This is a genomic window from Bradyrhizobium sp. BEA-2-5, from assembly GCF_032918025.1.
Lineage (GTDB): Bacteria > Pseudomonadota > Alphaproteobacteria > Rhizobiales > Xanthobacteraceae > Bradyrhizobium > Bradyrhizobium pachyrhizi.
This window is the reverse complement of the sequence record NZ_CP136629.1, coordinates 8292161-8318567: the sequence shown is the minus strand read 5'-3', so window position 1 is coordinate 8318567 and position 26407 is coordinate 8292161. Positions and strand designations below refer to the sequence as shown.

Annotated in this window: 21 protein-coding genes and 1 pseudogene; 13 read left to right on the top strand and 9 right to left on the bottom strand. The window is 65.1% G+C overall.

All coding sequences use genetic code 11. The features are described 5' to 3' along the window. Positions 1-263 precede the first annotated feature (263 nt). Complete coding sequence (locus RX327_RS38810; RefSeq protein ID WP_317249033.1) at positions 264-1484, bottom strand: ABC transporter substrate-binding protein; 1221 nt, start codon at positions 1482-1484, stop codon at positions 264-266. Between the two features lie 203 nt (positions 1485-1687). Then, positions 1688-2050: a DUF1304 domain-containing protein gene (locus RX327_RS38805; protein ID WP_317249032.1), complete on the bottom strand. Its 363-nt coding sequence runs from the start codon at positions 2048-2050 to the stop codon at positions 1688-1690. A gap of 191 nt (positions 2051-2241) precedes the next feature. Between RX327_RS38805 and RX327_RS38800 the strand changes: the two genes are divergently transcribed. Then, positions 2242-2766, top strand: a complete 525-nt coding sequence (locus tag RX327_RS38800; protein ID WP_317249031.1) for a methylated-DNA--[protein]-cysteine S-methyltransferase — start codon at positions 2242-2244, stop codon at positions 2764-2766. 335 nt (positions 2767-3101) lie between these two features. Here the strand turns inward: RX327_RS38800 and RX327_RS38795 are convergent, their stop codons facing one another. The 4 genes from RX327_RS38795 to RX327_RS38780 form a co-directional block, all read right to left on the bottom strand. Further along, a complete protein-coding gene (locus RX327_RS38795) occupies positions 3102-3293 on the bottom strand; it encodes a hypothetical protein (protein WP_028338000.1) in 192 nt (63 codons plus the stop codon). 342 nt (positions 3294-3635) lie between these two features. Beyond that, positions 3636-4025 carry a response regulator transcription factor gene (locus RX327_RS38790; RefSeq protein ID WP_157342526.1) on the bottom strand — a complete coding sequence of 130 codons (390 nt, stop codon included), beginning with the start codon at positions 4023-4025 and terminating at the stop codon, positions 3636-3638. Positions 4026-4112: 87 nt separating this feature from the next. Continuing rightward, the gene (locus RX327_RS38785) at positions 4113-4787 is read right to left on the bottom strand and encodes a response regulator transcription factor (protein ID WP_317249030.1); all 675 of its coding nucleotides are present in this window, start codon (positions 4785-4787) and stop codon (positions 4113-4115) included. Further along, a complete protein-coding gene (locus RX327_RS38780; protein WP_244481764.1) occupies positions 4781-6547 on the bottom strand; it encodes a PAS domain S-box protein in 1767 nt (588 codons plus the stop codon). The genes RX327_RS38785 and RX327_RS38780 overlap by 7 nt, the downstream gene beginning before the upstream one ends. 354 nt (positions 6548-6901) lie before the next feature. Between RX327_RS38780 and RX327_RS38775 the strand changes: the two genes are divergently transcribed. From RX327_RS38775 to RX327_RS38765, 3 genes and pseudogenes are all read left to right on the top strand, one after another. Further along, the gene (locus RX327_RS38775) at positions 6902-7168 is read left to right on the top strand and encodes a hypothetical protein (RefSeq protein WP_050383345.1); all 267 of its coding nucleotides are present in this window, start codon (positions 6902-6904) and stop codon (positions 7166-7168) included. 387 nt (positions 7169-7555) lie between these two features. Continuing rightward, positions 7556-8911 (top strand): HlyD family efflux transporter periplasmic adaptor subunit, encoded by a 1356-nt coding sequence (locus RX327_RS38770; RefSeq protein WP_244481763.1) that lies wholly within the window; start codon positions 7556-7558, stop codon positions 8909-8911. Then, positions 8908-10855: pseudogene (locus RX327_RS38765) on the top strand (glycosyltransferase). The gene RX327_RS38770 and the pseudogene RX327_RS38765 overlap by 4 nt, the downstream one beginning before the upstream one ends. Positions 10856-10950: 95 nt before the next feature. Here the strand turns inward: RX327_RS38765 and RX327_RS38760 are convergent. Then, positions 10951-13743 (bottom strand): [protein-PII] uridylyltransferase, encoded by a 2793-nt coding sequence (locus RX327_RS38760; RefSeq protein ID WP_317249029.1) that lies wholly within the window; start codon positions 13741-13743, stop codon positions 10951-10953. Positions 13744-13940: 197 nt separating this feature from the next. Between RX327_RS38760 and RX327_RS38755 the strand changes: the two genes are divergently transcribed. The 5 genes from RX327_RS38755 to RX327_RS38735 all read left to right on the top strand — a co-directional run bounded on the left by RX327_RS38755 (position 13941) and on the right by RX327_RS38735 (position 18292). Continuing rightward, positions 13941-14915 (top strand): aliphatic sulfonate ABC transporter substrate-binding protein, encoded by a 975-nt coding sequence (locus RX327_RS38755; protein ID WP_028337993.1) that lies wholly within the window; start codon positions 13941-13943, stop codon positions 14913-14915. Between the two features lie 253 nt (positions 14916-15168). Next, a complete protein-coding gene (locus tag RX327_RS38750) occupies positions 15169-16005 on the top strand; it encodes an ABC transporter permease (RefSeq protein ID WP_028337992.1) in 837 nt (278 codons plus the stop codon). Continuing rightward, positions 16005-16790, top strand: coding sequence for an ABC transporter ATP-binding protein (locus RX327_RS38745; RefSeq protein ID WP_050383342.1), 786 nt, complete (start codon positions 16005-16007; stop codon positions 16788-16790). Before RX327_RS38750 ends, RX327_RS38745 begins: the two co-directional genes overlap by 1 nt. Before the next feature lie 57 nt (positions 16791-16847). After that, positions 16848-17357 carry an OsmC family protein gene (locus RX327_RS38740; protein WP_317249028.1) on the top strand — a complete coding sequence of 170 codons (510 nt, stop codon included), beginning with the start codon at positions 16848-16850 and terminating at the stop codon, positions 17355-17357. A 131-nt stretch (positions 17358-17488) separates the two neighbouring features. Beyond that, a complete protein-coding gene (locus tag RX327_RS38735; protein ID WP_317249027.1) occupies positions 17489-18292 on the top strand; it encodes a hypothetical protein in 804 nt (267 codons plus the stop codon). Positions 18293-18521: 229 nt separating this feature from the next. Here RX327_RS38735 and mutS read toward each other — a convergent pair whose 3' ends face one another. Then, positions 18522-21248: a DNA mismatch repair protein MutS gene (gene mutS / locus RX327_RS38730; RefSeq protein ID WP_317249026.1), complete on the bottom strand. Its 2727-nt coding sequence runs from the start codon at positions 21246-21248 to the stop codon at positions 18522-18524. Between the two features lie 213 nt (positions 21249-21461). On the opposite strand from mutS, the gene pcaF reads away from it, so the two are divergent. From pcaF to pcaG, 3 genes are all read left to right on the top strand, one after another. Continuing rightward, positions 21462-22670: a 3-oxoadipyl-CoA thiolase gene (gene pcaF, locus RX327_RS38725; protein ID WP_317249025.1), complete on the top strand. Its 1209-nt coding sequence runs from the start codon at positions 21462-21464 to the stop codon at positions 22668-22670. A 105-nt stretch (positions 22671-22775) separates the two neighbouring features. Continuing rightward, on the top strand, positions 22776-23477 hold the full coding sequence (gene pcaH, locus RX327_RS38720) for a protocatechuate 3,4-dioxygenase subunit beta (protein WP_317249024.1): 702 nt from the start codon (positions 22776-22778) through the stop codon (positions 23475-23477). Beyond that, on the top strand, positions 23478-24080 hold the full coding sequence (gene pcaG, locus RX327_RS38715; protein WP_317249023.1) for a protocatechuate 3,4-dioxygenase subunit alpha: 603 nt from the start codon (positions 23478-23480) through the stop codon (positions 24078-24080). 61 nt (positions 24081-24141) lie between these two features. Here pcaG and RX327_RS38710 read toward each other — a convergent pair whose 3' ends face one another. Continuing rightward, a complete protein-coding gene (locus RX327_RS38710; RefSeq protein ID WP_050383340.1) occupies positions 24142-25017 on the bottom strand; it encodes an SDR family NAD(P)-dependent oxidoreductase in 876 nt (291 codons plus the stop codon). Positions 25018-25120: 103 nt separating this feature from the next. Between RX327_RS38710 and RX327_RS38705 the strand changes: the two genes are divergently transcribed. After that, the gene (locus RX327_RS38705; RefSeq protein ID WP_028338186.1) at positions 25121-26344 is read left to right on the top strand and encodes a Rieske 2Fe-2S domain-containing protein; all 1224 of its coding nucleotides are present in this window, start codon (positions 25121-25123) and stop codon (positions 26342-26344) included. Positions 26345-26407 lie beyond the last annotated feature (63 nt).

Here is a 26407-nt window from a genome sequence, read left to right as displayed (position 1 = left end):
ATGGTAATCGGATGAACAAAGTAGAAGTTTGCCGAGAGCTTCGTTCCCGGCTCCACTTTGCCGTCCTGCTGGCAGCAACAAACTCAGCGTCGTCCCGGCGAAGGCCGGGACCCATTACCACGACTGTCGATTGCCTTGCGATGCTTGAACGACGAATCCCATCTCCAACACAAGCCGCGGCGTATGGGTCCCGGCCTTCGCCGGGACGACAGTGTACTTGAGATGCGCGACCTCGATCACGTCACGTCGGCGCGGCGAACTGGCTAGCCCGCCGGGCCCGTGTCCTCGATGATCGGTCCGAACAGCTCCCAGCGTTCGCCGTTGAACTTCATCATCTGCATCTGCTTGTTGACGCGGTAGTCATTCGGTCCCGTCGTGATCGACATGCCCGGCAGCGCAAGGCTCGGCACGAACTTCTTCAGGCTGGTCACCTGCTTCATCAGGTTGTCGCGGGTGAGGTCGTCGCCGCACTGCTTGAGCACCTGGATCAGCAGCTCGGCCGTCGAGTAGGCATAGGTGTTGATGGTGTTGAGCTTGTCGCCCTCCGGGAAATACTTGTCCATGAAGGCGAAGAAGGCCTTCACGCCCGGATCGTCCTTCCACTGGGGATCGCCGGGGTCCTTGCCGTAATTGGTCGAGATGATGCCCTTGGAGATGTCGAGGCCGGCCGGCTTCAGCGTTGCCGACACCGGGCTCGCATTGATGTCGAGGATGTGCACCGGGGTCCAGCCGAGATCGGCAAGCTTCTTGATCGCCTGCGCCGCGAATTTCGGCGTCGAGGCGTCGAAGAACAGATCAACCCCCATCGACTTCAGCTTGACCACCTGCGAATCGACGGTGGGGTCGGTGACCTCGTAGGAGACCTCGCCGACGATCATGCTGGCGGCCTTGTCGCCGAGGCCGCTCTTCAGGCCGGTGATGTAGTCGCGGCCGAGATCGTCGTTCTGGTAGAAGATGCCGATCTTGGCGTTCGGGTGATTGGCCAGGATGTATTTGGCGTAGATGCGCCCCTCGGACTGGTAATTCGGGTTGAACGCGATCGTCCATGGCGCGTTCTTCGGGTCGGTGAAGCGCGCCGCGCCGGTCGCGGCGAAGAGCTGCGGGATCTTCTTGGCGTTGAGATATTTCTGTACGGCGACGTTCGGCGCCGTGCCGATGATCTGGAACGTCAGCAGCACCTCGTCGCTTTCGACCAGCCTGCGGGTCTGCTCCACCGTTTTCGGCGGCGAATAGGCGTCGTCATATTGGATCAGCTCGACCTTGCGGCCGTTGACGCCGCCCTGGTCGTTGATCATCCTCATATAGGCGGCCTGGGTCTTGCCGATATTGGCGTAGACGGAATAGGCGCCGGAGAACGGCACGGTCTGGCCGATCTTGATCTCGGTGTCGCTTGCGCCGGTGTCGTATTTCTTCTGCGCGGTGGCCGATGTAACCGACAACGCGATCGCAAGCGCCGTCGCAGCGAGCAATTGCACGCTTCTCATGTCCGTGACCTCCCTCTTGCCGGTGATCTTGTCCGCAAGCTCAGGCCGGCGGATGTCACCGTTGCACGGGATGATGGAGGAACGGCTGGGCCATTGCAAGACGATGCACCCTGCGCGCGATGTCGCGTTTGAGCATGATCCGGAAAGTGTGAAGCGGTTTTCCGAGTGGATCATGCTCAAGAAAACAAAAGCGCGCCCGCGCTTTAGGCCAGCCAGAGCTGGATCAGCGCCAACCCAGCGGGAGCCGCCTGCACATAAAGAATGCGACGGCTGACGGTCGCCGCGCCATAGACGCCGGCTGCGATCACGCAAAGCAGGAAGAACGCCTTGATCTGGAGCGCGAAGGCGGGGTTGCCGTGCACGAGGCCCCAGACGAGGCCGGCAGCGAGGAAGCCGTTATAGAGGCCCTGATTGGCGGCCAGCACCGCAGAATCGTTTGCCTTCTCGATCGAGTTGCGAAACGTCTTCAGCCCGAGCGGTTTGGTCCACAGAAACATCTCGAGCACAAGGAAATAGACGTGCAGCATGGCCACCACCGCGACCAGAACATTGCCAAGCAACAGCATATTGCGGCCCCCCGGAGCTTCGGTTCTGATTGAATCAAGAAACGAAGCTCAAGATTCTTGTTTTGGTGCGTTTTCTTCACGCGAACCGGTGTCCGCTTCGCTCGAAAACGCTCCTTACCGGAATTCGGGTGGACGCTAGCATGCGGGCGGTGAATTGTATGCCGACCGATCTGCTTGCCCGAGATATGACAATGGCCGACCGCAGGACTCCACAGACCTTCAACCTCGACCGCCTCAAGACCCCGATCGGCACCGCGCTGCTGGTGACCGATGACGACGGCGTGCTGCGCGCGCTCGACTGGGACGATTATGAAGCGCGCATGCTCGACCTGCTGCGGCTGCATTATGGCGCCGTGACGCTGCGGGACGGCCGCGCGCCGGCTGCGATGCGCAAGGCGCTCGGCGATTACTTCAACGGCGATCTCAATCGTCTCACCGATGTCGAATGGCGCGTCGCCGGCACGCCGTTCCAGCAGAAGGTCTGGCACGCGCTGCCGAACATTCCACACGGCACCACCATGAGCTACGGCGCGCTGGCGGCGAAGCTGAACGCGCCGAATGCGATGCGTGCGGTCGGTCATGCCAACGGCTCCAACCCGATCAGCGTGGTGCTGCCCTGTCACCGCCTGATCGGCGCGGATGGCTCGCTGGTGAAGTACGGCGGCGGACTGGAGCGCAAGCGCTGGCTGCTGCGTCATGAAGGCGTGGAGGTCTAGAGCATGATCCGGAAAAGTGCGGAGCGGTTTTCCGAAAAGATCATGATCAAACACAGAGCTAAAGCGCGATGACGATTCGACCCACTCTCATCGCGCTCTAGAGCGTTTGGAGTGGGAACCGGTTCGCGTGAGGAAGCGCGTCAAGACCACAACAGAACGACCCGCTTCGACCGCCGGTGCGGCGATCAGTCGAGATCTTCGCTGGGCATCTTGCGCAGATCGCGCACGATATAGAGGAACACAACGAGCGAATGCACCCACGCGAGTATCGCTCCCACCAGCATCGCATCGACCGTCGTCATGTGAGACTCCTCGCGCGCTATTGGCCGACGTCGTCAGATCGCCTTTTTCGATGGGGCGCCGGTTCTGGGGAAGGGATACAGCCACTTCCAATAGGCCTTGTTGCGCTCCAGCTGCCGCTTGTGGGTCTCGCGGCATTTCGTCGAGCAGAATTGCTCGAAATACCAGTTGTGCCGGATCAGCCCGAAAGGCCGTTTGCACGCCGGATTTCCGCAACGAGCTGTCATGACGCTGCCTCCGCATTCGCGCGCCAAAGCCAGCGGATGAAGTCCTCCTGGCCTTTGTAGAGGCAGAGGCGTCCGCAGTAGCGTTCGCCCGCCGGATTTCGCAAACAGATGATCTTGGGGTCTTCGCTGTCACACTGGGCGCAGCGCGGTTCCGAACGCATGGCGACCTCCCTCCGAGGAATTGCCATTTGCCAATCAAAATGTCTGGTGCTGTCCTTGCCGTCGATCTTCCCGAAGGACGACGATGCGAACTCTCGCGGCGCCGCCGTCGATGCGCAACTTGTCCAGATGTTTTGTGGCATCATCCTTGCGTATAGCCGGCCTGGTGATGGCTGATCCAACTCACGCACCCGGCGCCGCGCTGTGCTGCGCGAGGGCGGTATCGAGGCATTTGATCAGGACGTCCCCGTCGCAGGGCTTGCTCAGAAAGCAGATCGCTCCAGCCTTCAGCGCCCGGACGCGATCGCTTTCGACCGAGAACGCCGTGACGAAAATGAACGGAAAGCGGCGTCCGCTGGCAATGAGGTGGCTCTGCAGGTCGAGCCCGCTCATGGCCGGCATCCTGACATCTGCGATCACGCAGGATGTGTCATTCAGGCGGGGCGAGTGCAGAAATTCCTCGGCCGACGCGTAGGTCTCGACCGCGTAGCCCAGCGATCTGACGAGATTGTCGGTCGCGGTGCGAACCGACATGTCATCGTCGATGATCGATATCACGGGCGGGTTGGGCAAGGAGGTTTTCCCGGGCCGGAAGGGCCTCTGGCGTGTGCATCATGTGGGGACCACACTGCGTCGCCAATCGGGGCCGGAGAATCATACTTAGGTTTGCGCCCCGCCGGCTGCCGGTCCGATCTGGAGCATCTGTGCCATCCTGACCAGATCGGGTAACGACTTCGCCGCCATTTTCCGCATGATGTGCCCGCGGTGTATCTTCACCGTGATCTCGGCCACGCCGATTTCGGCGGCGACCTGCTTGTTCATCAACCCCGCCGTGACGAGCGTCATCACCTGGCGTTCACGCGGCGTCAGGGTCGCGAAGGCGGCGCGCAGGTTTGCAAGAACCTTGGCCTCATCGCGACGGTTCCTGTCGCGCTCGAGCGCCGCGGTCACGGCATCCAGCATGTCCTGGTCGCGAAACGGCTTGGAAAGGAAGTCGACGGCGCCGGCCTTCATGGCACGCACCGACATCGGAATGTCCCCGTGGCCGGTCATGAAGATGATCGGAATATCGATGCCCGCCTTCGCCAGCTCTCCCTGAAAGTCGAGGCCGCTGAGCCGGGGCAGCCTGATGTCGAGGATCAGGCAGCTCGGGACATCCGGGGGCTTGCGCTGCAGAAATTCATGCGCCGAGCCGAATGCTGCGGTCCGCAAGCCGACGGATCGGAACAGATTGCTCAGCGCGTCACGCACGGATGCGTCGTCGTCGACGACGAAGACGATGGGATCTTCGGCGTTTGCCAGACCAGAAGGCGATGCCGCGCGCCCGGTCACCATGCATGATCCTCTTCGTGCAGTGGCAAGGTGAACTGGAACGTCGCGCCGGGGCCGATATTTGCGGTCACGGACAGGCGGCCTCGGTGGGCTTCGACGATCGATCGGCAGATCGACAGCCCCATTCCCATGCCGCTGGCCTTGGTGGTGTAGAACGCGTCGAACAGTCGTTCGGCGTTCTCGCTCGCGATCCCGACGCCACTATCGGAGACCGTGACCACGATCTGCCCGGCCTCGTCATGGCGCGTCCGGATCACCAGTTCCCGCGGCCGGTCCGTGACCGACTGCATGGCCTCGATGCCGTTGAGGACCAGGTTGAGGATGACCTGCTGCAGCTGGATACGGTCGGCGACGACAGACGGGAGCGCGGGAGCGAGGTCGAGTTGCAAGGATACGTGGTGGCGCTGCAGTTCATGCTGCACCAGGCCGATCACCTGGTTGATGACCTCATTGACGTCGAGCGGCGCCTTCTGATCGGTCGTCTTGTTCACCATCGCGCGGACGCGCTGGATGACCTCGCCCGCCCGGTTGCCGTCGCTGATGATCGACCTGACCGCGCCGCGGGCTTCGTTCAGATCGGGGGCCGCCCGGTTGAGCCACCGCAGGCATGCCGCGGCATTGGTGACCACGGCGGCAAGCGGCTGGTTCACTTCATGGGCGATCGATGCGGCGAGCTCGCCGAGCGCCGTCACGCGCGTGACGTGCGCGAGGTTGGTCTGCGCTTCGTGCAATTCCGCCTCGGCTCGCTTGCGGGCGGTCACGTCGGTGACCGCTCCGACGAATTCGGTGCCGCCCGAAAGGTTCGTCACCGCATGCGCCCTAGCGTGAACAAATTTGATCGCCCCACTGGGCATCAGCAATCGATAGCCGTGCTCGAAGTCTGTGCCGTCGAGCGAGGCGCGGTCGATGGTCCGCCGCATGCGGGCGCGATCGTCCGGATGGACGCGCTGCAGGACCGTGGCATGTGTGATGGAAGGAGCTCTGTCGAATTCGAAGATCCTGAACGTCTCTTCCGACCAGATGATCTCGCCGCTGGCAACGTGCCAGCCGAAGCTGCCGGTGTGGCTCAATCGCTGGGCTTCGGTCAGGTACATTTCACTCTGCTGCAGCGCATTTTCGGCCTGCTTGCGCTCGGTGATGTCCTCGCATGCGATCAGCACGATCAGCTGATCGTTCAGCCGCCGCACCGCCTTGGCGTTTTCACGAACCCAAATCCTTGAACCGTCCTTGCGGACCTTCCGGATTTCCCAATTGTGGGTCTGGCCGATGTTGTCGAGGCATGCCGCGACGTTGCGCTGGACCATGTCGCGATCTTCGGCGGCAAAGACCCGCAGCACGGATTGTCCGAGCAGTTCGTCGACGGTGTAGCCCAGCTGTGCCGCGCCGAACGTGTTGACCGACAGCACGAGGCCCGTTGCGTCGACCATGAAGTACATGACCGGGTTGTGTTCGAATACCTCCTTCCATTGCGCTTCGCTGTTGCGCAGCGCCTCCATCGCGCGCTCCTCGCTGCTGGCTCGGCCACGCAACATGGCCTCCATCCGCCTTTGCGAGCGGCCCACCAGACGGATCATCAGCAGTGCGGCGGTAAGCGACGCGACGAGCAGCGCCAGGGCAACCAGATGGACGGAAGCCGCCGGCTGCGGACCAAGCAACAGCCCGATGCAGGTTGCAGCCAAGGCCAGCACCATGCCGCCGAGCAGCCATTGCTCGGCCGACCAGGACTTCGTGGTCGGGTCGCGGATCATCGGCAGCACCAGCACTTGGCCATCATCATGGGCCGCGCTGCGTCGCTAGGTGACTGCTACCATCAGCGGCGACAACGCCGCCCTCCCAACGGACTGCATATTAGCAGCTTTCTTGCCGCCCGGACGGGATCGCGCCGGCCTTTTTGGCGGTCCACACCCGCTAGATCGCGCAGAAAGCGAAGCCATCGAGCGCGCTCAGGTCCAGGTTGCGAGCTAAACTCAAGTATGAGTCATCCCCACCGAATGTAACGGTCGGATCAACCTCCGTTCAATGGCCCGCTCCATCCCGGTGACTACGCTTGATGGGTAACTCGATGACGGTAGAGGTTTCCGGGGTTCAGCAATCGCCTATCAGAGACGGAGATTGAAATGCCCAGCGCGCGCCTGCATCTGATCGTTTGCTCCGACGACGTCGACCACGAGGCGAGGCCCCAGAGACGCGATCGCAGCTTCCAGCCTTCCGTTATCGAGGGTGGCAAACAAACAGCAAGCACGCCGGCCGACAACCCGTGGATCGATCTGCTGGACGCATTCGATCTGGGCGTCGTGGTCTGTCAGGCCAGCTACCTCGCCTTGCTGGGAGCGAGCCTGGCGGCGCTGCAGCCGCAGTTCGACGTGCCGGATTCAGGGCGGTAGCCGGCCCTGAATTCCAAGTCCGGCAGGCTGCCGGGACCGAAGCGCTGGCTGCTCACGCCTGGGTCGCGCAACACGGGTCCGATCACAGCCTCCGTGGGAGCCCGGAATCCATTCCCCGCCTAGCCCCGGCTCTGATGGATTCCGGGCTCAGTTCTGCAGACGCCCTCAGCTGCGCAATGGCGCACCGGAATGATGGGTGGAGCAGGTCGACGGCGCGGCTCCCGTGCCGGGCTCCCGACCTCGGCAAATTGCAGCAATTTTTTCGAAAGATGCCCGGTTCGCTTTAGCAGCTTTTGAAGCACCTGATTATTGGATCTGTCCGCCAACGGCATCGCTCCGCAGAGCTGTGCGTTGGTTCGCGCACTGACAGATCAGGGGCCGGTCATCATGAATCAGGCACAGCAGCCCAAGCCGTTTCCCGAAGACAATAGTTCCGTCACCAGGGATGAAGCCGAGGGCGCGCGAGGATTGCAGCGCGATTTGCAGGAGCGGCTGCAGCCGGCGCATGACGAGCCGGTCAGCGATAGCAGTCCCCATCCCGAAGCGCCCGCAGGCTCGGGCCGCATGGTTCGCCGCCTGCTCAAGGTCGGCATTGGCCTTGCCATCGTCGCCGTTTTCGGATGGCTGCCGCTCAAGGCCGTGTTGCAGACCTCGAGCGTCGAGGCCGTGGTCAATGCCAGGATCGTGACCTTGCGCTCGCCGATCGACGGCACCGTGAGCGCGAAGCCGCAAAAATCCACGCAGCTCAGCGTGGTTCGCGAGGGCGATACGATCCTTCACGTCGTCAACGCGCGCGGCGATCGCGCCCGGCTCGACGATCTGCGGCGGCAGATGTCGCGGCTGGAAAATGAGCGCCCGAGTCTCGCCGCCAAGCTTGCGGCCGCCGAGACGGCGCAACAGGATCTTGCCCGCCAGGCCGGCCAGTTCCGTGACGGCCGCATCCTCCAGCTCGAGGCCCGGATCGCCGAAATCCAGACCGCGATCGAGGCCGCCGCCGCACGGCGGGAGGAGGCCGTGGCCGCCGTCGAGCGGGCGTCGTCGCTGATCAAGTCGGGCAGCGTGTCGACGGTCGAAATGGCCCGCCTGACGCGCGAGCAGGCGATCTCCCAGCAGACCGAAATCGGTGCTCGTCGGCGTCTCGACGCCGCCAAGGTCGAGCTCACCGCCGCAAGGAACGGCACCTATCTGGGCGACAGCTACAACGACAGGCCGAGCTCCGTGCAGCGCGAGGAGGAGATGCGCCAGCGCGTCAGCGATCTGCGTGCCGATCTGGCGCATGCCGATGCCGAGATCGACTGGCTGACCCACGAGATCGCCGCCGAGCAGCTGCACTACGTCAACCGGGCGGAAGCCGACATCAAGGCGCCGGTCGGAGGGCGCATCTGGGAGATGATGACGGCGCCCGGTGAGGACGTCAGGGCCGGGCAGCCCTTGCTCAAGCTGCTCGATTGCAGCGGCGCGGTGGTCACGGCAAACGTCACCGAGAGCGTCTACAACGGTCTGAAACTCGGCGAGCAGGCGAGCTTCGAGCCGAACGACGGCAGCGCCGCGCTCCAGGGCGAGATCGTCAATCTCACCGGCGCGTCGGGCGCGCCCGCGAACCTTGCGATCAATCCGGATGCGTTGAACAAGGAGCCGTATCGCGTGACGGTCTCGATGCCGGCGCTCGACACCACGGGCAAGGATTGCGCGGTCGGCCGCACCGGACGCGTGGTGTTCAACGCGGACGCGGCAAAGTCATGATGGCGGCATTTGCGCCCGGGCTGGTCGCCTTCGGCGCCTGTCTTGCAATCCTGCCCTTGCTCCATCGCGAGCAGACCCTGGCCCGCGTCATGATGACGGGCATGTCGTTCGTCCTCTTGGTCCACTATTTCGCGTGGCGGGTGACCCACACCCTGCCGCCGCCGGGCCTCACCGCAGATGCGTTGGTTGGCTATCCCTTCATGCTGGCCGAAGCGGCCTCGATGATCGCGGTGTGCCTGTCGCTGCTGTTTCTCAGCCGCACGATCGACCGTTCGCCTGAGGTCAATGCAAACCTGCGCCGATCGAAGTTGCCCGCAAACGCGCCGCTCATCGACGTCTTCATCTGCACCTACAACGAGGAACGGTCGATCCTCGAACGCACCATCATCGGCGCGACCGGGCTCAACTATCCCAATTATCGCGTCTGGGTGCTCGACGATGGGCGCAGGCTCTGGCTGCGCCGGCTCGCCCAGGAGCTCGGCTGCAACTATCTGACCCGTCCGGACAACCGCCACGCCAAGGCCGGCAACATCAATCATGCGCTCCAGCACGCGTCCGGGCTGGCTGAGCGGCCGGAGTTCATCTCGATCCTCGATGCGGATTTCGTCCCGATGCCGGACTTCCTGACCCGGGCGATGAGCCTGATGCAGGACGGCAGGGTCGGCGTGGTGCAGACGCCGCAGCACTTCATCAATCCAGATCCGATCCAGACCAACCTTGCCGCGACCGATGTCTGGCCCGACGAGCAGCGCTTCTTCTTCGACATCCTGCTGCCGGCCAAGGACGCCTGGGGCACGGCATTCTGCTGCGGCACCTCATCGCTGATCCGTTTCTCCGGCCTGATGCAGATCGGTGGCTTCCCGACCAACTCGGTGACGGAGGATTACCTCGTCACACTGCGTCTGAAGGAGAAAGGGCTGCGCACGGTCTATCTGAACGAGCGCCTGACCATCGGCCTCGCGCCGGAGGGACTGAAAGAATACATCACGCAGCGCGGGCGCTGGTGTCTCGGCTTCATGCAGATCTTCCGGGGCCGCAGCGGTCCGTTCTCGCGGCGATCGAAGCTTGCCTTCATGGATCGGCTGTCGCTGGTCGACGCCTTCATGAGCTGGGCGGCGGTCTACGGCACCAAGGTTTTCGGCCTGGTCGTGCCGTGGCTTTATCTGCTGTTCGGGATCAAGGCGGTCCATGCCGACCTGTTCGAGCTGCTGAAATATTTTTTGCCGTTCTATGTCTGGCACGCCTTCACGATGGCCTGGATCTCGCGCGGCCGCTCGCTTGCGATCATGACCGACGTGTCGCAATACATCGCGGCGCCGGCGGTGTTGAAGGCGGTCGTGACCGGCCTCGCCAGGCCGCAGGGACACAAGTTCAAGGTCACCGCGAAAGGCGGCGACCGCAACAGGCGATTCGTCGAATGGCCGCTGCTGCGGCTCTATGGCGGTGCGCTCGTCATTACGCTCGCAGCCGATCGCCTATGCCTTCATCCTGCACCTGCGCGGCGAGAACATCGCCTATGGCGGACTGGCCCTGGCCTGGAGCCTCTACAATTGCATCGTGCTCGCGATCGTGTGCTTCATCTGCATCGAGCAGCCGCGGCGCCGCAAGGCCGAGCGCTTCGAACGCGACGAGCCGATCCTGATCCATCAGGACAGCGAGATGCGCTTGATCCGGATGGCCGACATCTCGATCTCGGGCGCGCGCTTCATCGATCCCGTCCCGCCCGCCATCGGTTCCTTGATCAAATGCAATGTCTACGGACAGAACGTCGCCGCGACCGTGGTCCGGCGCACCCGCGACGGCTTCGGCGTCCGCTTCGAGGACGCGGTGGCGACGCGGGTCAATGTCGTGCGCGCATTCTATGCCGGCGAATATGTCCGCGCCTTCCACGGCGTGCGCGCGGCGCCGGTCGGCAAGGCCCTGCTGATGCGGCTGTTCGGTTAAGTACGATAGGTCATTCCGGGGCGATGCGAAGCATCGAACCCGGAATCTCGAGATTCCGGGTTCAGCCCTGCGGGCTGCCCCGGAATGACGGGTGGCTACGCCGCCGGCTTCGCGGCCTGGTCCTCGCTCGCGAGCAGATGCAGCAGCGCGCTCTTGATCGCGGCCTGCCGCGTCGGCGCGTTGATCTGCGCGCCCAGGAGGTCGGTGACGTAGAACACGTCGCGCGCGCGCTCGCCGAAGGTCGCGACATGGGCCGAGGCGATGTTGAGATTGAGCTTGGAGATGGCCGTGGTCAGCTCGTAGAGCAGGCCGGGCCGGTCGAGGCCGGAGACCTCGATCACGGTGTAACGGTCGGACCACTGGTTGTTGATGGTCACTTCCGGCTCGATCACGAACGGCCTCGCCTTGCTGCGTACGGTGCGCCGCGCCACGGCTTCGGGCAGTCGCAGCTTGCCCTCCAGCACGTCTTCGATCATCTCGCCGATGCGCGTGGCGCGCCGACCCTCGTCCTCGTCGCGGTCGTATTCCCGGGAGATCGAGATCGTGTCCAGCGCGCGGCCGTCGGTCGTGGTGTAGATCTGGGCATCGACGATGTTGGCGCCGGCCGAGGCACAGGCGCCCGCGATGATCGACAGCAGCCAGGGATGGTCGGCGGCAAAGATCGTCAGCTCGGTGACGCCGCGCACCTCGTCGAAGCCGACATTGATCGCCAGCTTGTGGCCGGCCTGCTCGCTGGAGCGGACGAAGCGGGCGTGGCGGATCTTGCGCGGCAGCTCGACCTTGAGCCAGTAGGCGGGATAGTGCCGGGCGATATAGGCGTCGAGCTCGTCCTTCGGCCATTCGGCGAAGGCCATGCGGAATTCGGCGTGCGCCACCGCGATGCGCTGGGCGCGGTTGACCTCGGAGAAGCCGCCGGTCAGCACCGGCTCGGTCTCGTAATACAGCGTGCGCACCAGCTGCGCCTTCCAGCCGTTCCACACGCCCGGGCCGACGCCGCGGATGTCGGCCGTGGTCAGGATGGTCAAGAGCTTCATCTGCTCGACCGACTGCACCACGGCGGCAAAATTCTCGATGGTCTTGCGATCCGAGAGGTCGCGCGACTGCGCGACCGTGGACATCGTCAGATGCTCCTCGATCAGCCACGCCACGAGCTCGGTGTCGGCAGGGCTGAAGCCGAGCCGCGGGCACAGCCGCCGGGCGACCTTCGCACCGGCGATCGAGTGATCCTCGGGCCTGCCCTTGGCGACGTCGTGCAGCAATGTCGCGATGTAGATCACCGCGCGGTGCTCGGGCCGGGTCTTGCGCATGAGGTCGCTGGCGAGGGTGAACTCCTCGATGCCGCCGCGCTCGATGTCCTGGAGGAAGCCGATGCAGCGGATCAGGTGCTCGTCGACGGTGTAGTGATGATACATATTGAACTGCATCATCGAGACGATCTTGCCGAAAGCGCGGATGAAGTGGCCGAGCACGCCGGTCTCGTTCATCCGCCGCAGCACGATCTCCGCGTTGTCGGAGGTCAGGATCTCCATGAACAGCCGGTTGGCCTCGGGATTTTCGCGCAAGCTCGCGTTGATCAGGCCGAGCGAGCGCGTCACGTCGCGCATCGCATCCGGGTGGAAGGCGAGGTTGTTCTTCTGCGCGAGGCGGAAGATGCGGATCAGGTTGACCGGATCGTGCTTGAACACGTCCGGCGCGGCGACGTTGATGCGGTTGTTGTCGACGATGAAGTCGTCGCTGCCGTTAACCCGCCGGCGCTTGGCGCCGGGCCGCAGCCGCGCCATCATCCGGCTCAGCACCGGGGCGGGCTTGGCCTGCTGGTCCTCGAGCTTGGCGCAGAGGATGGCGGTGAGGTTGCCGACTTCCTTGGCGACCAGGAAGTAGTGCTTCATGAAGCGCTCGACGTCCTGCATGCCGGGATGCGAGGTATAGCCGAGCCGGATCGCGATCTCGCGCTGGAGGTCGAAGGAGAGGCGCTCCTCGGCGCGGCCAGAGTAGAAATGCAGATTGCAGCGCACCGACCAGAGGAAATCGGCGCAGCGGCGGAAGCTGCGATATTCCTGTGCGTCGAACACGCCGCGCGCGACCAGCTCGTGGGTATCGCGCACCCGGTAGACGTATTTGGCGATCCAGAACAGCGTGTGCAGGTCGCGCAAGGCTCCCTTGCCGTCCTTGACGTTGGGCTCGACCAGATAGCGCGACTGGCCGCCGCGGCGGTGCCGCTCCTCGCGCTCGGCGAGCTTTGCGGTGACGAATTCCGACGCGGTGCCCTGCACGACTTCCTTGTCGAAGCGCTCGACCAGCTCCTCGTAGAGCGGCTTGTCGCCGGTGAGGAAGCGCGTCTCCAGGATCGCAGTGCGGATCGTCATGTCGCCGCGCGCCTGCCGGATCGATTCGTCGACCGAGCGCGTGGCGTGACCGACCTTCAGCCCCATGTCCCAGAGGCAATAGAGGATCGCCTCGGCGACCTGCTCGCCCCAGGCGGTCTGCTTGTAGGGCAGGATGAAGAGCAGATCGATGTCCGATTCCGGCGCCATCAGGCCGCGGCCATAGCCGCCGGTGGCCACGACCGCCATGCGCTCGGCGCCGCTCGGGATCGGCGAGCGGTAGAGATGGCGCGTCGCCGCCGAATACAGGATGCGGATGATCTCGTCCTGCACGTGGCAGAGCCGCTCGGCGCAGCGCCGGCCGTGGCGGTCCTTCAAGAGGATCGCCTGCGCAGCGGCGCGCGCCGCGATAAGTTCCGCCTTGAGCAATTGCGCCATCGCCGTGCGGAACGCGTCCTCGCGGCCGGCATGCCGTTCGGCGAGTGCATTCACCGCCGCGGTGATCCGCTCGGTCTCGAAACGATCATCCGCTTCAGGGCGGGCCTCGGCTACGACGCTGTCCATAGGTTCATCCGATATCGGACGGAGCCGTTGCTGTCACTGACCAAAGTATAACGACAGCAGCTCCATGCTCTCATGGCGGCGCTTCGAGCAAGATCGTTCTCGCGCCGTCTCGTAAAGGGTAGAGATTTTCTCGTTGACCGCAAGGCTAACTCATTGAAATAAAAGATTGTTTCTTTTTCTGATCGAGGGGGCGACGAATGCAAAAATTTTCCCGGCGCACGTTCGCTGCGCTGCTCGCGGTCTCGACCTTGCTGCCCGGCGCGGCGCGCGCCGCCGACACGCTGAAGGAGATCCGGATCGACTGGGCGACCTACAATCCGGTGTCGATGGTCCTGAAGCAGAAGGGCCTCCTGGAAAAGGAGTTCGCCAAGGACGGCATCAACATCGTCTGGGTGCAGTCGGCCGGCTCCAACAAGGCGCTCGAATTCCTCAACGCCGGTTCGATCGATCTCGGCTCGACGGCGGGTTCGGCGGCGCTGGTTGCGAAGATCAACGGCAACCCGATCAAGTCGATCTATGTCTATTCGCGTCCCGAATGGACCGCCCTGGTCGCAACCAAGGACTCCAGGATCGCGTCCGTCGCCGACCTCAAGGGCAAGCGCGTGGCGGTGACGCGTGGCACCGATCCGCACATCTTCCTGGTTCGTGCGCTGCTCGGCGCCGGCCTCACCGAAAAGGACATCACGCCGGTGCTGTTGCAGCACGCCGACGGCAAGACCGCGTTGATCCGCGGCGATGTCGACGCCTGGGCCGGCCTCGATCCGATGATGGCGCAGGCGGAGGTCGAGGACGGCGCAAAACTGTTCTACCGCAAGGCGGAAGCCAACACCTGGGGCATCCTCAATGTGCGCGAGGAGTTCCTGAAGGCGCATCCGGATATCGTCCGCCGCGTGCTCGCGACGTACGAGGAAGCGCGGAAATATTCGCTGGCCAACTATGACGAGCTGAAGAAGACCTTCATCGCGGTCACCAAGCTACCGGACGCCGTGGTCGACAAGCAGCTCAAGGAACGCACCGAGCTGACCCACAGCCGAATCGGTAGCGCCCAGCGCGAATCGATTCTCGCCGCCGGCCTCGCCTTGCAGCAGGCGGGCGTGATCGACGCCAAGACCGACGTCAAGGCCGCGCTGGACTCGTTGATCGACGATCAGGTCCCGCTGCCCACCAACTAACCGCCGTCGTCAAGCCAACCTCCGTCGTCCCGGCGAAAGCCGGGACCCATAACCACAGGGCTTTGTTGTTGGACAAAACTGTGACCCCAGCTGTCCCAATCACCACGTCCTGTGGTTATCGGTCCCGGGTCGCGCCGAGCCTGTCATCGGGCGGCGCTTCGCGCCGACCCGTTGGCTTGCCCGGTACGACGTGGATGGAGTTGGACTGGCTCCACCTTGCAATCCCGCCGGAAGAATAGTTCTTGCTATGGCCATGACCGTTGACGTGCCCGTGCTGAAACAGACGGCCGTGCCGCCTGCGGCGCCGGCGCGGTCGTCGCGCTATGCGCGCCCGGTGCTCGGGCTCGTGCTGCCGGTCGCGCTCGCGCTGGGCTGGGAACTCGTCGTCTCTCTCGGCTACTCCAACGGCCGCCTGGTGCCGCCGCCGTCAAAGGTGTTCGAGACCATCATTGAGCTCGCCAAGAGCGGCGAGCTGTCGCGCCATATCCTCGCGACGCTGTGGCGGGTCGGCGCGGGCTTTGCGCTCGGCGTCGTCGCCGGCACCATCATGGGCGCGATCTCCGGCTACTGGGATTTCGCCAAGCGGCTGCTCGATCCGACGGTGCAGGCGTTGCGCGCGATCCCCTCGCTCGCCTGGGTCCCGTTGTTCGTGCTCTGGCTCGGCATTTTCGAGACCTCGAAGGTCGCGCTGATCGCGGTCGGCGTGTTCTTTCCGATCTATCTCGGCGTGATGGGCGCGATCCTGTCGGTCGACCGCAAGATCGTCGAGGTCGGGCGCGTATTCCGCCTGTCCGGACCGGCCATGATCCGCCGCATCCTGTTGCCGGCCGTGCTGCCGGCCTATGTGGTGGCGCTGCGGGTCGGTCTTGGCCTCGGCTGGATGTTCGTGGTCGCCGCCGAATTGATCGGCGCCTCCGAAGGCCTCGGCTACCTCCTGCTCGACGGCCAGCAACTCGGCAAGCCGGCGCAGATCCTTGCCGCGATCGTGATCTTCGCGATCCTCGGCAAGTTGACCGACTGGCTGATCGAGGTCGCCGCCGCGCCGCTGCTGCGCTGGCAGGACGCGTTCGGCGCGCGGGGAGGGCAGTGATGCTCGCGCTCAAGGAAGTCGGCAAGACCTATCCGAACGGCGTCCACGCGCTGGAGCGGTTCTCAGCCGAGATTGCACCTGGCGAGATCATCGCGATCATCGGCGGCTCCGGTTGCGGCAAGTCGACGCTGCTGCGCGCCATCGCCGGCCTCGACCATGCCAGCACAGGCAGCGTGACGCTCGACAATGCGGTGATCACGTCGCCGCACGCCAAGATCGGGATCATCTTCCAGGAGCCGCGGCTGCTGCCCTGGCTCAGCGTCGCCGACAATATCGGCTTCGGCCTCGCCGACCTTCCGGCCGAGGCGAGGCGCGCGCGCGTCGTGGCGGCGCTCGCCCGCGTCGGCCTTGCCGACAAGGCCGCGGCCTGGCCGCGCGAATTGTCCGGCGGCCAGGCGCAGCGGGTCGCGATCGCCCGCGCGCTGGTGCCGCAGCCCGAAGTGCTGCTACTCGACGAGCCGTTCTCGGCGCTCGATGCCTTCACGCGGCGCGATCTGCAGGATCATCTGCTCGATCTGTGGGCCGACACGCGGCCGACCCTGATCCTGGTCACCCATGACGTGGACGAGGCCGTGGTGCTCGCCGACCGCGTGCTGGTGATGCGGCCGCGGCCGGGCCGGCTGTTCGAGGAGATCACCATCAACCTGGCGCGGCCGCGCGACCGCAAATCGGAGCTGTTCGACACTTTCAAGCGCCGCGTGCTGACCGCGCTCGACCGCTCGCTCGACCGTTCGGTGCGGGACGTCACCGACAAATCCAGCGCCGGCGAGGCGATGTGGTGGTGACATCGGCTCGTTAAGGCCTTACATCGGCATAAAGAAGAATAGCCGGGAGATAAGACCATGGACGCCGCCGAACTCCGCGCGATGCAGGCCCCGATCAAGGAGCGCTACAAGAACGATCCCAAGGCCGCGCTGATCACGCTGAAGGCCAAGGGCTCCACCGACAGCGAAGGCATCGCCTGCAAGGTCGAGACCGGCCGCGCCATCGCAATGGCCGGTCTGCATCCGGGCACCGGCGGCTCCGGCCTCGAGCTCTGTTCCGGCGACATGCTTCTTGAAGCGCTGGTCGCCTGCGCCGGCGTCACGCTGAAATCGGTCGCCACCGCGATCGAGGTGCCGCTCAAGACCGGCAACGTCTACGCCGAGGGCGATCTCGACTTCCGCGGCACGCTCGGCATCGACAAGGAGACTCCGGTCGGTTTCGCCGAGATCCGCCTGCGCTTCGAGGTCGACACCGACGCGCCGCAGGACAAGCTCGACCTGCTGCTCAAGCTCACCGAGCGTTATTGCGTGGTCTTTCAGACCATCAAGAACGGCCCCAAGGTGTCGGTGTCGATGCAGCGGGTTTAGCGCGTCGCCCCGGCGAAAGCCGGGGTCCATACGCCGTGTCCCATCGGTTCAAGCCGTGCTGTCCGACGGCTTTCGTTCCACACGAACAGTCGTGGTTATGGATCCCGGCCTTCGCCGGGACGACGGAACAAATGTCCCCCGAACTCCACTTCGTCCTGATCCTCGTGCTGCGCATGGCGGTTGCGGCCGCATTCGTGGTCAGCGCGTCGATCATCACCGAACGCGCGGGGCCCGTGATCGGCGCGCTGGTTGCGACCCTGCCGGTGTCGGCCGGTCCATCCTACGTCTTCCTCGCGATCGATCATGACGCCGCCTTCATCGCGCAGGGTGCGCTGGCGAGCCTGCCGGTCAATGCCGCCACGATCTATATGGGCCTGACCTACGCCGTGCTGGCGCAGCGCTTCAGCATGTGGATCAGCGCGGGCAGCGCGATCGCCGTGTGGCTGGTGCTCGCCACCATCATCCGTCAGTTCGAGTGGTCGCTCGCCGCCGGGCTGATCGTCAACGCCATCACCTTTGCGATCTGCATCCCGCTGCTCCGGCCCTACCGGCACGTCGCGAAAATGCCGCTGATCGCGCGGCGCTGGTACGACATTCCGCTGCGCGCCGCGCTGGTCGCGAGCCTGGTCGGCACCGTGGTCACGGCGTCAGGCTGGGTCGGCCCGCGCGTCACCGGCGTGATGGCGCTGTTTCCGATCGTATTCTCCTCGATGATGCTGATCCTGCATCCGCGGATCGGCGGTCCCGCAACCGCCGCCGTGCTCGCCAACAGCGCCTGGGGCCTGATGGGCTTCGGTCTCGGCATTGCGGTGCTGCACGTCGCGGTGCTGCAATTCGGCTCGCCGATCGGCCTCTGCTGCGCGCTCGCCACCTGCATCGTCTGGAATCTGGTGCTGTGGCAGATCGGACGAAGGAAGAGCGCGAAGAGGTCTTAACCTCCCCTTGAAGAGGGGAGGTCGCTTTGCTCGGCAGAGCAAAGCGGGTGGGGATCTGCTCTCTCAGCAAATGGTGTCGTCTGCGGCTGACCCCCATCCCGACCTTCCCCCTTTCAGGGGGAAGGGGAAGGATGATCCGTAGCCCGGATTCAGCGCAGCGCAATCCGGGGCGGTCGTGCAACGGAGAGCGCGTTTCCGGATTTCGCTGCGCTGCATCCGGGCTACGCAGCTACTGCTTCGGCAGCTTCGCCCTTAGCGCATACAGCGCGTCCAGCGCTTCGCGCGGCGACATCTCGTCGGGGTGCAGCGCTTTCACCGCCTCCATCAGCAACTCGGCCTCGCTCGGCGGCGCGGCTTCCGCGGCGGCGCGCGAGGGCACGGCGAACGGCGGCAGGTCGTCCACCAAGGCTCGCGCGGTCTGGCCGCGGTCCTGCGCCTCCAGCTTGGAGAGCACGGATTTGGCGCGTGTGATCACCGCCGGCGGCAGGCCGGCCAGTTTCGCCACCTGGATGCCGTAGGAGCGGTCGGCCGAGCCCGGCAGCACCTCGTGCAGGAACACGACGTTGCCCTGCCATTCCTTGACCCGCACCGTCGCATTGAACATCCGCGGCAGCTTGGCCGCGAGCGCGGTCAGCTCGTGATAATGCGTGGCGAACAGCGTGCGGCAGCGGTTGCTCTCGTGCAGATGCTCGATCGCCGCCCAGGCGATCGAAAGGCCGTCGAAGGTCGCGGTGCCACGGCCGATTTCGTCCAGAATCACCAGCGCGCGCTCGCCGGCCTGGTTCAGGATCGCCGCGGTCTCGACCATCTCGACCATGAAGGTGGAGCGGCCGCGGGCGAGATCGTCGGCGGCGCCGACGCGCGAGAACAGGCGATCGACGATGCCGATCCGCGCGCGCGCCGCCGGCACGAAACTGCCGATCTGCGCCAAGAGGGCAATCAGCGCATTCTGGCGCAGGAAGGTCGATTTACCCGCCATGTTCGGGCCGGTCAGCAGCCAGAGCTGACCGGACTTCTGCGCTGGCGCAGGCGACAGATCGCAGGCATTGGCGATGAACGGCTCGCCGTTGCGCTTCAGGGCCCGCTCGACCACCGGATGCCGTCCGCCCTCGATCGCAAAACCAAGCGAGCCGTCGACATCAGGCCGCACGTAATTGTCGTCGATCGCAAGCTTGGCCAATGACGTCGCGACGTCGAGCATCGCAAAGGCATGCGCGGCATTGCGCAGATCATCGCTCGCCGCGAGCGCCATCGCGCTCAGGCGTTCGAAGATCTCGAGCTCGAGCCCGAGCGCGCGGTCGCCGGCATTGGCGATCTTGGCTTCGATCTCGCCGAGCTCGGAGGTGGTGAAGCGCACCTGCCCGGCCAGCGTCTGGCGATGGATAAAGGTGGCGTTCAGCGGCGGCGACATCAGCTTGTCGCCGTGCTGGGCCGTGACCTCGACGAAATAGCCGAGCACGTTGTTGTGCCGGATCTTCAGAGCCTTGACGCCGGTGTCGTCGGCGTAGCGCGCCTGCATCGAGGCCACCACGAGGCGTGAGGCGTCGCGCAAATTGCGGCTCTCGTCGAGCGCGGCCTCATAGCCCTCGCGGACGAAACCGCCATCGCGCTTGATCAGCGGAAGCTGTTCGGAGAGCGCACGAGAAAACTCCTGCGCCAGATCGCGCGAGGGACGCCGCAAGGCCGCCATCACGGTCGAAACCTCGGCCGGCGGATTGGCAAGCTGCGCCAGCAGCTCCAGCACCTGGTCGGCGGCGATGATGCCGTCGCGGATGCCGGCGAGGTCGCGCGGTCCGCCGCGGCCGACCGAGAGCCGAGCCAATGCGCGCGACATGTCGGGTGCGCCGCGGAGCACGGTCCTGACGTCCTCGCGCGCAGCGGAATCCGCGACGAAGGCCGAGACGGCATCGAGCCGCCGCGCGATCACGGCGACGTCGGTCAGCGGCGCGGCAAGGCGCTGTGCCAGGAGGCGCGAGCCCGCCGCGGTGACGGTGCAGTCGATTGCATCGAGCAGCGAGCCGCGGCGCTCGCCGGCCAGCGTCCGCGTCAGCTCGAGATTGGCGCGGGTGGCCGGATCGATCGCCATGGTCGCGCCGGAAGCCTCGCGCGCGGGCGGCGACAGCGGCGGATGCTTGCCGACCTGGGTGCGGTCGACATAGGTGACGGCGGCGGCCGCGGCGGTGGCCTCCAGGCGCGTGAGCTGGGAGAGCCCGTCCATGGTCGCGACGGCGAAGTAGTCGCACAGCCGCTTCTCGGCGGTCGCGCCGTCGAACACGTCGCGGGTCAGCGGCGTCACCGCCGGCAGCTCGCGCAGGGTCTGTCCGAGCTCGCTGTCGTTGTAGAGCGCGTCGGTGACGATCGCCTCGTTCGGGTTGATGCGCGCCAGCGTCGCGGGGAGCTCGCCGCTGGAGCATTCCGTCACCATGAATTCGGCGGTCGAGATGTCGATCCAGGCGAGGCCGAAGCGGTCGCCGCCGGCGGAGGAGCGGGCGCGCGCGATCGCCAGCAGGTAATTGTTGGCGCGCGCGTCGAGCAGCGTGTCCTCGGTCAGCGTGCCCGGCGTCACCAGCCGCACCACGCCGCGGCGCACCACGCTCTTGTTGCCGCGCGCCTTGGCCGCAGCGGGGTCCTCGGTCTGCTCGCAGACCGCGACGCGGTGGCCGGCCGAGATCAGACGATGCAGATAGTCCTCGGAGCGCTCGACCGGTACGCCGCACATCGGGATATCCGCGCCCTGGTGCTTGCCGCGCTTGGTCAAGACGATCCCGAGCGTCCTGGAAGCGATCTCGGCGTCCTCGAAGAACAGCTCGTAGAAGTCGCCCATCCGGTAGAACAGCAGGAGGCCCTGATGCGCCGCCTTGATCTCGAGGTACTGTTCCATCATCGGCGTGACGCGCGACGGCGCCTCGGCGGCAGTGGCTTCGGGCGGAACGGGGATGGGCTGCTGAATGGTCATGAGGTGGCGGAAACTACAGAATTTCGCCGCGTGGTCCTATCCGAGAGAAGGGGGTTTTCCACCCTGTCCACGGTCCGAAATATGACGAGGCATCACTGTAATGCGCTGATGCCACGCAGCCGCGTCAATTGACCTGCCGCGGGCACGCTCCTAAAACCCATCTCAAGTTCCAGTCGATCCAGCGCTAAGTCGCGGCATTCAGGGAGAGATTCAATGCGTGATGTGTTTATCTGCGATGCCGTGCGGACCCCGATCGGCCGTTTCGGCGGCTCGCTCGCCAAGGTTCGCGCCGACGATCTGGCCGCCGCCCCCATCAAGGCGCTGATGGCAAAACATCCCAATCTCGATTGGGCGCAGGTGGACGAAGTGTTCTTCGGCTGCGCCAACCAGGCCGGCGAGGACAACCGCAACGTCGCGCGCATGGCGCTGCTGCTGGCGGGCCTGCCGGATTCGGTTCCCGGCCAGACCCTGAATCGGCTCTGCGCCTCGGGCCTTGATGCCGTCGGCGCCGCGGGCCGCGCCATCCGCGCCGGCGAGATCGAGCTCGCCATCGCAGGCGGCGTCGAGTCGATGACGCGCGCACCCTTCGTGATGGGCAAGGCGCAGGAAGCCTTCTCGCGCTCCGCCGAAATCTTCGACACCACCATCGGCTGGCGCTTCATCAATCCGCTGCTGAAGGCGCAATACGGCGTCGACGCCATGCCCGAGACCGGCGAAAACGTCGCCGAGGAATTCCAGGTTTCGCGCGCCGATCAGGACGCCTTCGCCATCCGCTCGCAGCAGCGTGCGGGTGCGGCGATCGCGGCAGGCTATTTCGCCGAGGAGATCACGCCGATCACCATTCCCGGCGGCAAGGCTGGCCCCATCACCATCGACAAGGACGAGCATCCGCGTCCCGAGACCACGCTGGAAGGTCTCGCCAAGCTGAGGCCGATCGTGCGCAATCCCGGCACGGTGACGGCCGGCAACGCCTCCGGCGTCAATGACGGCGCCGCCGCCATGATCCTGGCCTCGGAAGCCGCGGTGAAGAAGCACGGCCTGACGCCCCGCGCCCGCATCCTCGGGCTCGCTTCGGCCGGCGTGCCGCCGCGCATCATGGGCATCGGCCCGGTGCCGGCAACGAAAAAGCTGGTCGAGCGTCTCGGCATCAAAGTGTCGGACTTCGATTTGATCGAGCTGAACGAAGCCTTCGCCTCGCAGGGTATCGCCTGCCTGCGCCAACTCGGCGTCAAGGACGATGCCGATTTCGTCAATCCGCATGGCGGCGCCATCGCGCTCGGTCATCCGCTCGGCATGAGCGGCGCCCGCCTCGCGCTCACCGCGGTGCACGGCATGGAAAAGCGCGGCGGCAAGCTCGCGCTCGCCACCATGTGCGTCGGCGTCGGTCAGGGCGTCGCGGTCGCGATCGAGAAGCTGAATTAATCCAACGGCTTGGAGAGGCTGAAAACAGCCCTTCCCCAATTTGGTTATGCAATATAATGATCTGACGTGAGCTCACCGGGCGCGTGGGCCGCTGAGGAATTCGCCATGACCTTGTTGTACCCGCTGCAATCGCTTGCGGCCCATCCGGCGCGGCTGTCGCCGGACTATCGCTCCACCGTGAAGCGTTCGCCGCAAAAGCCGCTGATCCCGATGCGGCACACGCTCTCGGAATTGACCGGGCCGGTCTATGGTCATGAGACCGTGCGCGCGCACGACAACGACCTCACCATCCAGGCCAAGGGCGAGCCGCTCGGCGAGCGCATCATCGTGCACGGTCATGTGCGCGACGAGGACGGCCGTGGCGTGCCGAATTCATTGATCGAGATCTGGCAGGCCAATTCCTGCGGCCGCTACGTGCATGTCCGCGACCAGCACCCGGCGCCGCTGGATCCGAATTTCACCGGCGCGGGCCGCACGCAGAGCGATGCCAAGGGCTACTACAAGTTCATCACCATCAAGCCCGGCGCCTACCCCTGGGGCAATCACCACAACGCCTGGCGACCCGCGCATATCCACCTTTCGGTGTTCGGCTATTCGTTCGTCTCGCGTCTCGTGACGCAGATGTACTTCCCGAACGATCCCTTGTTCCCGTTCGACCCGATCTTCAACTCGGTGCCGGACGAGAAGGCGCGCGGGCGGATGGTCTCGTCGTTCGATCTCGAGAACACGAAGCCCGAATGGGCGCTGTGCTACCGCTTCGACATCGTGCTGCGCGGGCAGAGTGCCACGCCGATGGAGACCAGGTAAGTGTCGAACCCGCGTCCTGATGGAATCACGCCTTCGCAGACCGTCGGCCCCTATTTCAAATACGGCCTGACGCCGAACGGCGAATACGCCTGGAACGACGCGTTCACCAATAACCTCCTGACGCCTGACGTCTCGGGCGAGCGCATCCGCGTCGAGGGCAGGGTCTATGACGGCGACGGCGCGGTGATCCCGGATTGCATGCTGGAGATCTGGCAGCCGGATGCGCAGGGACGCTTCGCTGACCCGCAGGACAAGCGTGCGCTGCCGAACTCCTCGTTCAAGGGCTTTGCCCGCTGCGGCACCGACAAGGACGGCAACTACGCCTTCGATACCATCAAGCCGGGCGTGGTGCCGGATCCCGACGGCAAGCCGCAGGCGCCGCACATCCTGCTTGCGGTGTTCGGCCGCGGCATGCTGCGGCATCTCTACACCCGCATCTATTTCAGCGACGAGGCCGGCAACGCGGCCGATCCCGTGCTGGCGCTGGTGCCGGCTGACCGCCGCCTGACCTTGATTGCCAGGCGCAACGCCGGCGCCGGCAACGTCTACACCTTCGACGTCCATCTGCAGGGCGACAACGAGACGGTGTTCTTCGACGTCTAGCGAAAACTGCTGTCTCCGCGCATGGCGACCACGCGATGCGCGATCACCTCCCGGGCCGATCTCAAGGCGTGACGCCCGGCTTGAACACGGCGAGCGGCGCGGGATCGCGGCTCGGCGGCGGCGGAACCTTTCCGTCGACATCGGTGAAGCCGTATTTAACCGCCAGCTCCGAGGCGAGCAGGATCTGGCCGCTCTTGGTCATCACGTCGGGATCGCTGGCGAGTGCCGCCACCGCGCGCCCGGCGAACACCGGCGTCTCGCCGCGTTCGGCGATCAGTTTGGCGAGCGCCGGCGGGACGCGATCGGGCTGCGCCGCAAGCTTCTCGCTCTTGATGTAGCCGGGCCAGATCGAAACGGCGGCAATGCCGAACGGCTTCAGCTCATGCGCCATGTCGCGCGCCATCCGGTCGACGCCTGATTTCTGCACGCCGAACGGAACGTTGAACGTGTATCTGACGCCGCCGCCCGACGACGTGTTGACGATCAGGCCGCGCTGCTGCGGCAGCATCAGCGGCACCGCCAACTGGCTGGCGACGAAATGCGAGCGCAGGCCGACGCGGTGCATGGTGTCCCATAGCGATGCCGGGACCTGCCAGAACGGGACATTCACCGGCATCACGTTCGGCGCCGCAAACACATTGTTGACCAGCACGTCGAGCCGGCCGTGGTCGCGCCGGATCAGGTCGAAGACCTCCTGCACCGAGCCGTCGTCGGAGTGATCGCACAAAAGGCCGATGCCGCAGCCGCCGGCCTCGTCGATCGCGGCGATGGTCTCGTCGAGCGAGCCCGGCCATTCCGATCCGCCGCTGTTGCGCGTCCGCGCTGTGACGATCACGGTCGCGCCGGCCTCGGCAAGGCCGATCGCCACGCCCTTGCCGACCCCGCGGCTACCTCCCGTCACCAGTGCGATGCGATCCTTGAGGCGTCCCTTGGTCATGATGTCTCCCAATATGGCTTCTTCGGAAGATAACTTGACAATAATCTTCCTAGGAAGATATTAGGCCCGGAACGGTAGAGGCGTCAATCAGGGAGGTTTCGCGATGGTCACGAGGGAAGAGAACGAATTGCTGTGCCGCGTCACGGGTGACGCGCCGATGGGACGGATGCTGCGGCAGCATTATTGGCTGCCGGCGGTTCTCTCGGTGCGCGTCCGCAAGGGCGAGGCGCCGGTTCGGGTCAAGCTGTTCGGCCGCAACTTCGTGGCGTTCAGGGGCAAGGACGGTTCGGTCGGCTTCCTCGACGAGGCCTGTCCGCACCGCGGCGCGTCGCTGGCGCTGGCACGGGTCGACGACTGTTCGCTGACCTGCCTGTTCCACGGCTGGAAGATCAATGCGCAGGGCGAGGTGCTCGACGTTCCCAACGAGCCGAACAATCCGAAGGAATTCGCCAAGACCGTGAAGGCGAAAGCCTATCCTGCGCGCGAAGGCGCCGGGCTGATCTGGGTCTGGCTCGGCGAGGGCGCGGCGCCGCCCGCGCCCGACTTCGAATGGATGGATCTGCCGCCGGATCAGGTCTACGCAGCCGGCATCGAACTCAAAGCCAATTGGCTGCAGGGCGTCGAGGCCACCATCGATTCCTCGCATGTCGCGCTGCTGCACCAGAGCTGGACCGCGACGTCGTCGACCGATTTCGGCGCGACGCGCGTCAACACCGAAGTCGCTTACGAGTTCGACAAGAAGCCCTATGGTTTCCGGGCCGCGGCGCTGCGCACCGCACCGGATGGGTCATGCCTTGCCCGAGTCACCGAGTTCGTGATGCCGTACTATGGCTTGATCGCGCCCATCTTCTCCGGGCCGCAGCAGGACCGCACCGCGATCATCGCGGTGCCGATCGACGACGAGAACCTGATCCAGTGGTACATCTTCTACAATCCCGAGAAGCCGGTGGATTCCTGGCGCAAGGTGCAGCGCGCCAACCAGTGGCCGATGGCTGGCGGCCTGCCGGGCGATCAAAGCAATAATTGGGGGCAGAATCGCCAGATCATGGATGCCGGCAACAGCACCGGCTTCCATGAGATTGTCATCGAGGATTTCGTTGTGATGGTCAGCATGGGGCCGATCGTCGACCGTTCGCAGGAATATCTCTGCTCGGCGGACCAGGCGATCGTCAGGGTGCGTCGCCAGCTGCTCGACGAGGTGCGCGGCTTCATGAACGGCAAGGCGCCGAAAAGCGGCCAGAGCGAGGTCATGTCCTACAAGGACATCCGCGCCGTCGGCGGCCGGCTCGCCTCCGCTGCCGAGGATTGGCGGCAGATTCCGCGCTGATCGGATTTGACGCCTTGGGCGCGGGCATCGTCTCCGCGCCGATTTCTCCGCATCGACCCAGGA

Excerpts from the sequence above, each read along its gene's own strand:
- RX327_RS38810 (WP_317249033.1), bottom strand. The coding sequence starts at position 1,484 with ATGAGAAGCGTGCAATTGCTCGCTGCGACGGCGCTTGCGATCGCGTTG.
- RX327_RS38805 (WP_317249032.1), bottom strand. The coding sequence starts at position 2,050 with ATGCTGTTGCTTGGCAATGTTCTGGTCGCGGTGGTGGCCATGCTGCAC.
- RX327_RS38800 (WP_317249031.1), top strand. The coding sequence starts at position 2,242 with ATGGCCGACCGCAGGACTCCACAGACCTTCAACCTCGACCGCCTCAAG.
- RX327_RS38795 (WP_028338000.1), bottom strand. The coding sequence starts at position 3,293 with ATGACAGCTCGTTGCGGAAATCCGGCGTGCAAACGGCCTTTCGGGCTG.
- RX327_RS38785 (WP_317249030.1), bottom strand. The coding sequence starts at position 4,787 with ATGGTGACCGGGCGCGCGGCATCGCCTTCTGGTCTGGCAAACGCCGAA.
- RX327_RS38775 (WP_050383345.1), top strand. The coding sequence starts at position 6,902 with ATGCCCAGCGCGCGCCTGCATCTGATCGTTTGCTCCGACGACGTCGAC.
- RX327_RS38770 (WP_244481763.1), top strand. The coding sequence starts at position 7,556 with ATGAATCAGGCACAGCAGCCCAAGCCGTTTCCCGAAGACAATAGTTCC.
- RX327_RS38760 (WP_317249029.1), bottom strand. The coding sequence starts at position 13,743 with ATGGACAGCGTCGTAGCCGAGGCCCGCCCTGAAGCGGATGATCGTTTC.
- RX327_RS38755 (WP_028337993.1), top strand. The coding sequence starts at position 13,941 with ATGCAAAAATTTTCCCGGCGCACGTTCGCTGCGCTGCTCGCGGTCTCG.
- RX327_RS38750 (WP_028337992.1), top strand. The coding sequence starts at position 15,169 with ATGACCGTTGACGTGCCCGTGCTGAAACAGACGGCCGTGCCGCCTGCG.
- RX327_RS38745 (WP_050383342.1), top strand. The coding sequence starts at position 16,005 with ATGCTCGCGCTCAAGGAAGTCGGCAAGACCTATCCGAACGGCGTCCAC.
- RX327_RS38740 (WP_317249028.1), top strand. The coding sequence starts at position 16,848 with ATGGACGCCGCCGAACTCCGCGCGATGCAGGCCCCGATCAAGGAGCGC.
- RX327_RS38735 (WP_317249027.1), top strand. The coding sequence starts at position 17,489 with ATGTCCCCCGAACTCCACTTCGTCCTGATCCTCGTGCTGCGCATGGCG.
- mutS (WP_317249026.1), bottom strand. The coding sequence starts at position 21,248 with ATGACCATTCAGCAGCCCATCCCCGTTCCGCCCGAAGCCACTGCCGCC.
- pcaF (WP_317249025.1), top strand. The coding sequence starts at position 21,462 with ATGCGTGATGTGTTTATCTGCGATGCCGTGCGGACCCCGATCGGCCGT.
- pcaH (WP_317249024.1), top strand. The coding sequence starts at position 22,776 with ATGACCTTGTTGTACCCGCTGCAATCGCTTGCGGCCCATCCGGCGCGG.
- RX327_RS38710 (WP_050383340.1), bottom strand. The coding sequence starts at position 25,017 with ATGACCAAGGGACGCCTCAAGGATCGCATCGCACTGGTGACGGGAGGT.
- RX327_RS38705 (WP_028338186.1), top strand. The coding sequence starts at position 25,121 with ATGGTCACGAGGGAAGAGAACGAATTGCTGTGCCGCGTCACGGGTGAC.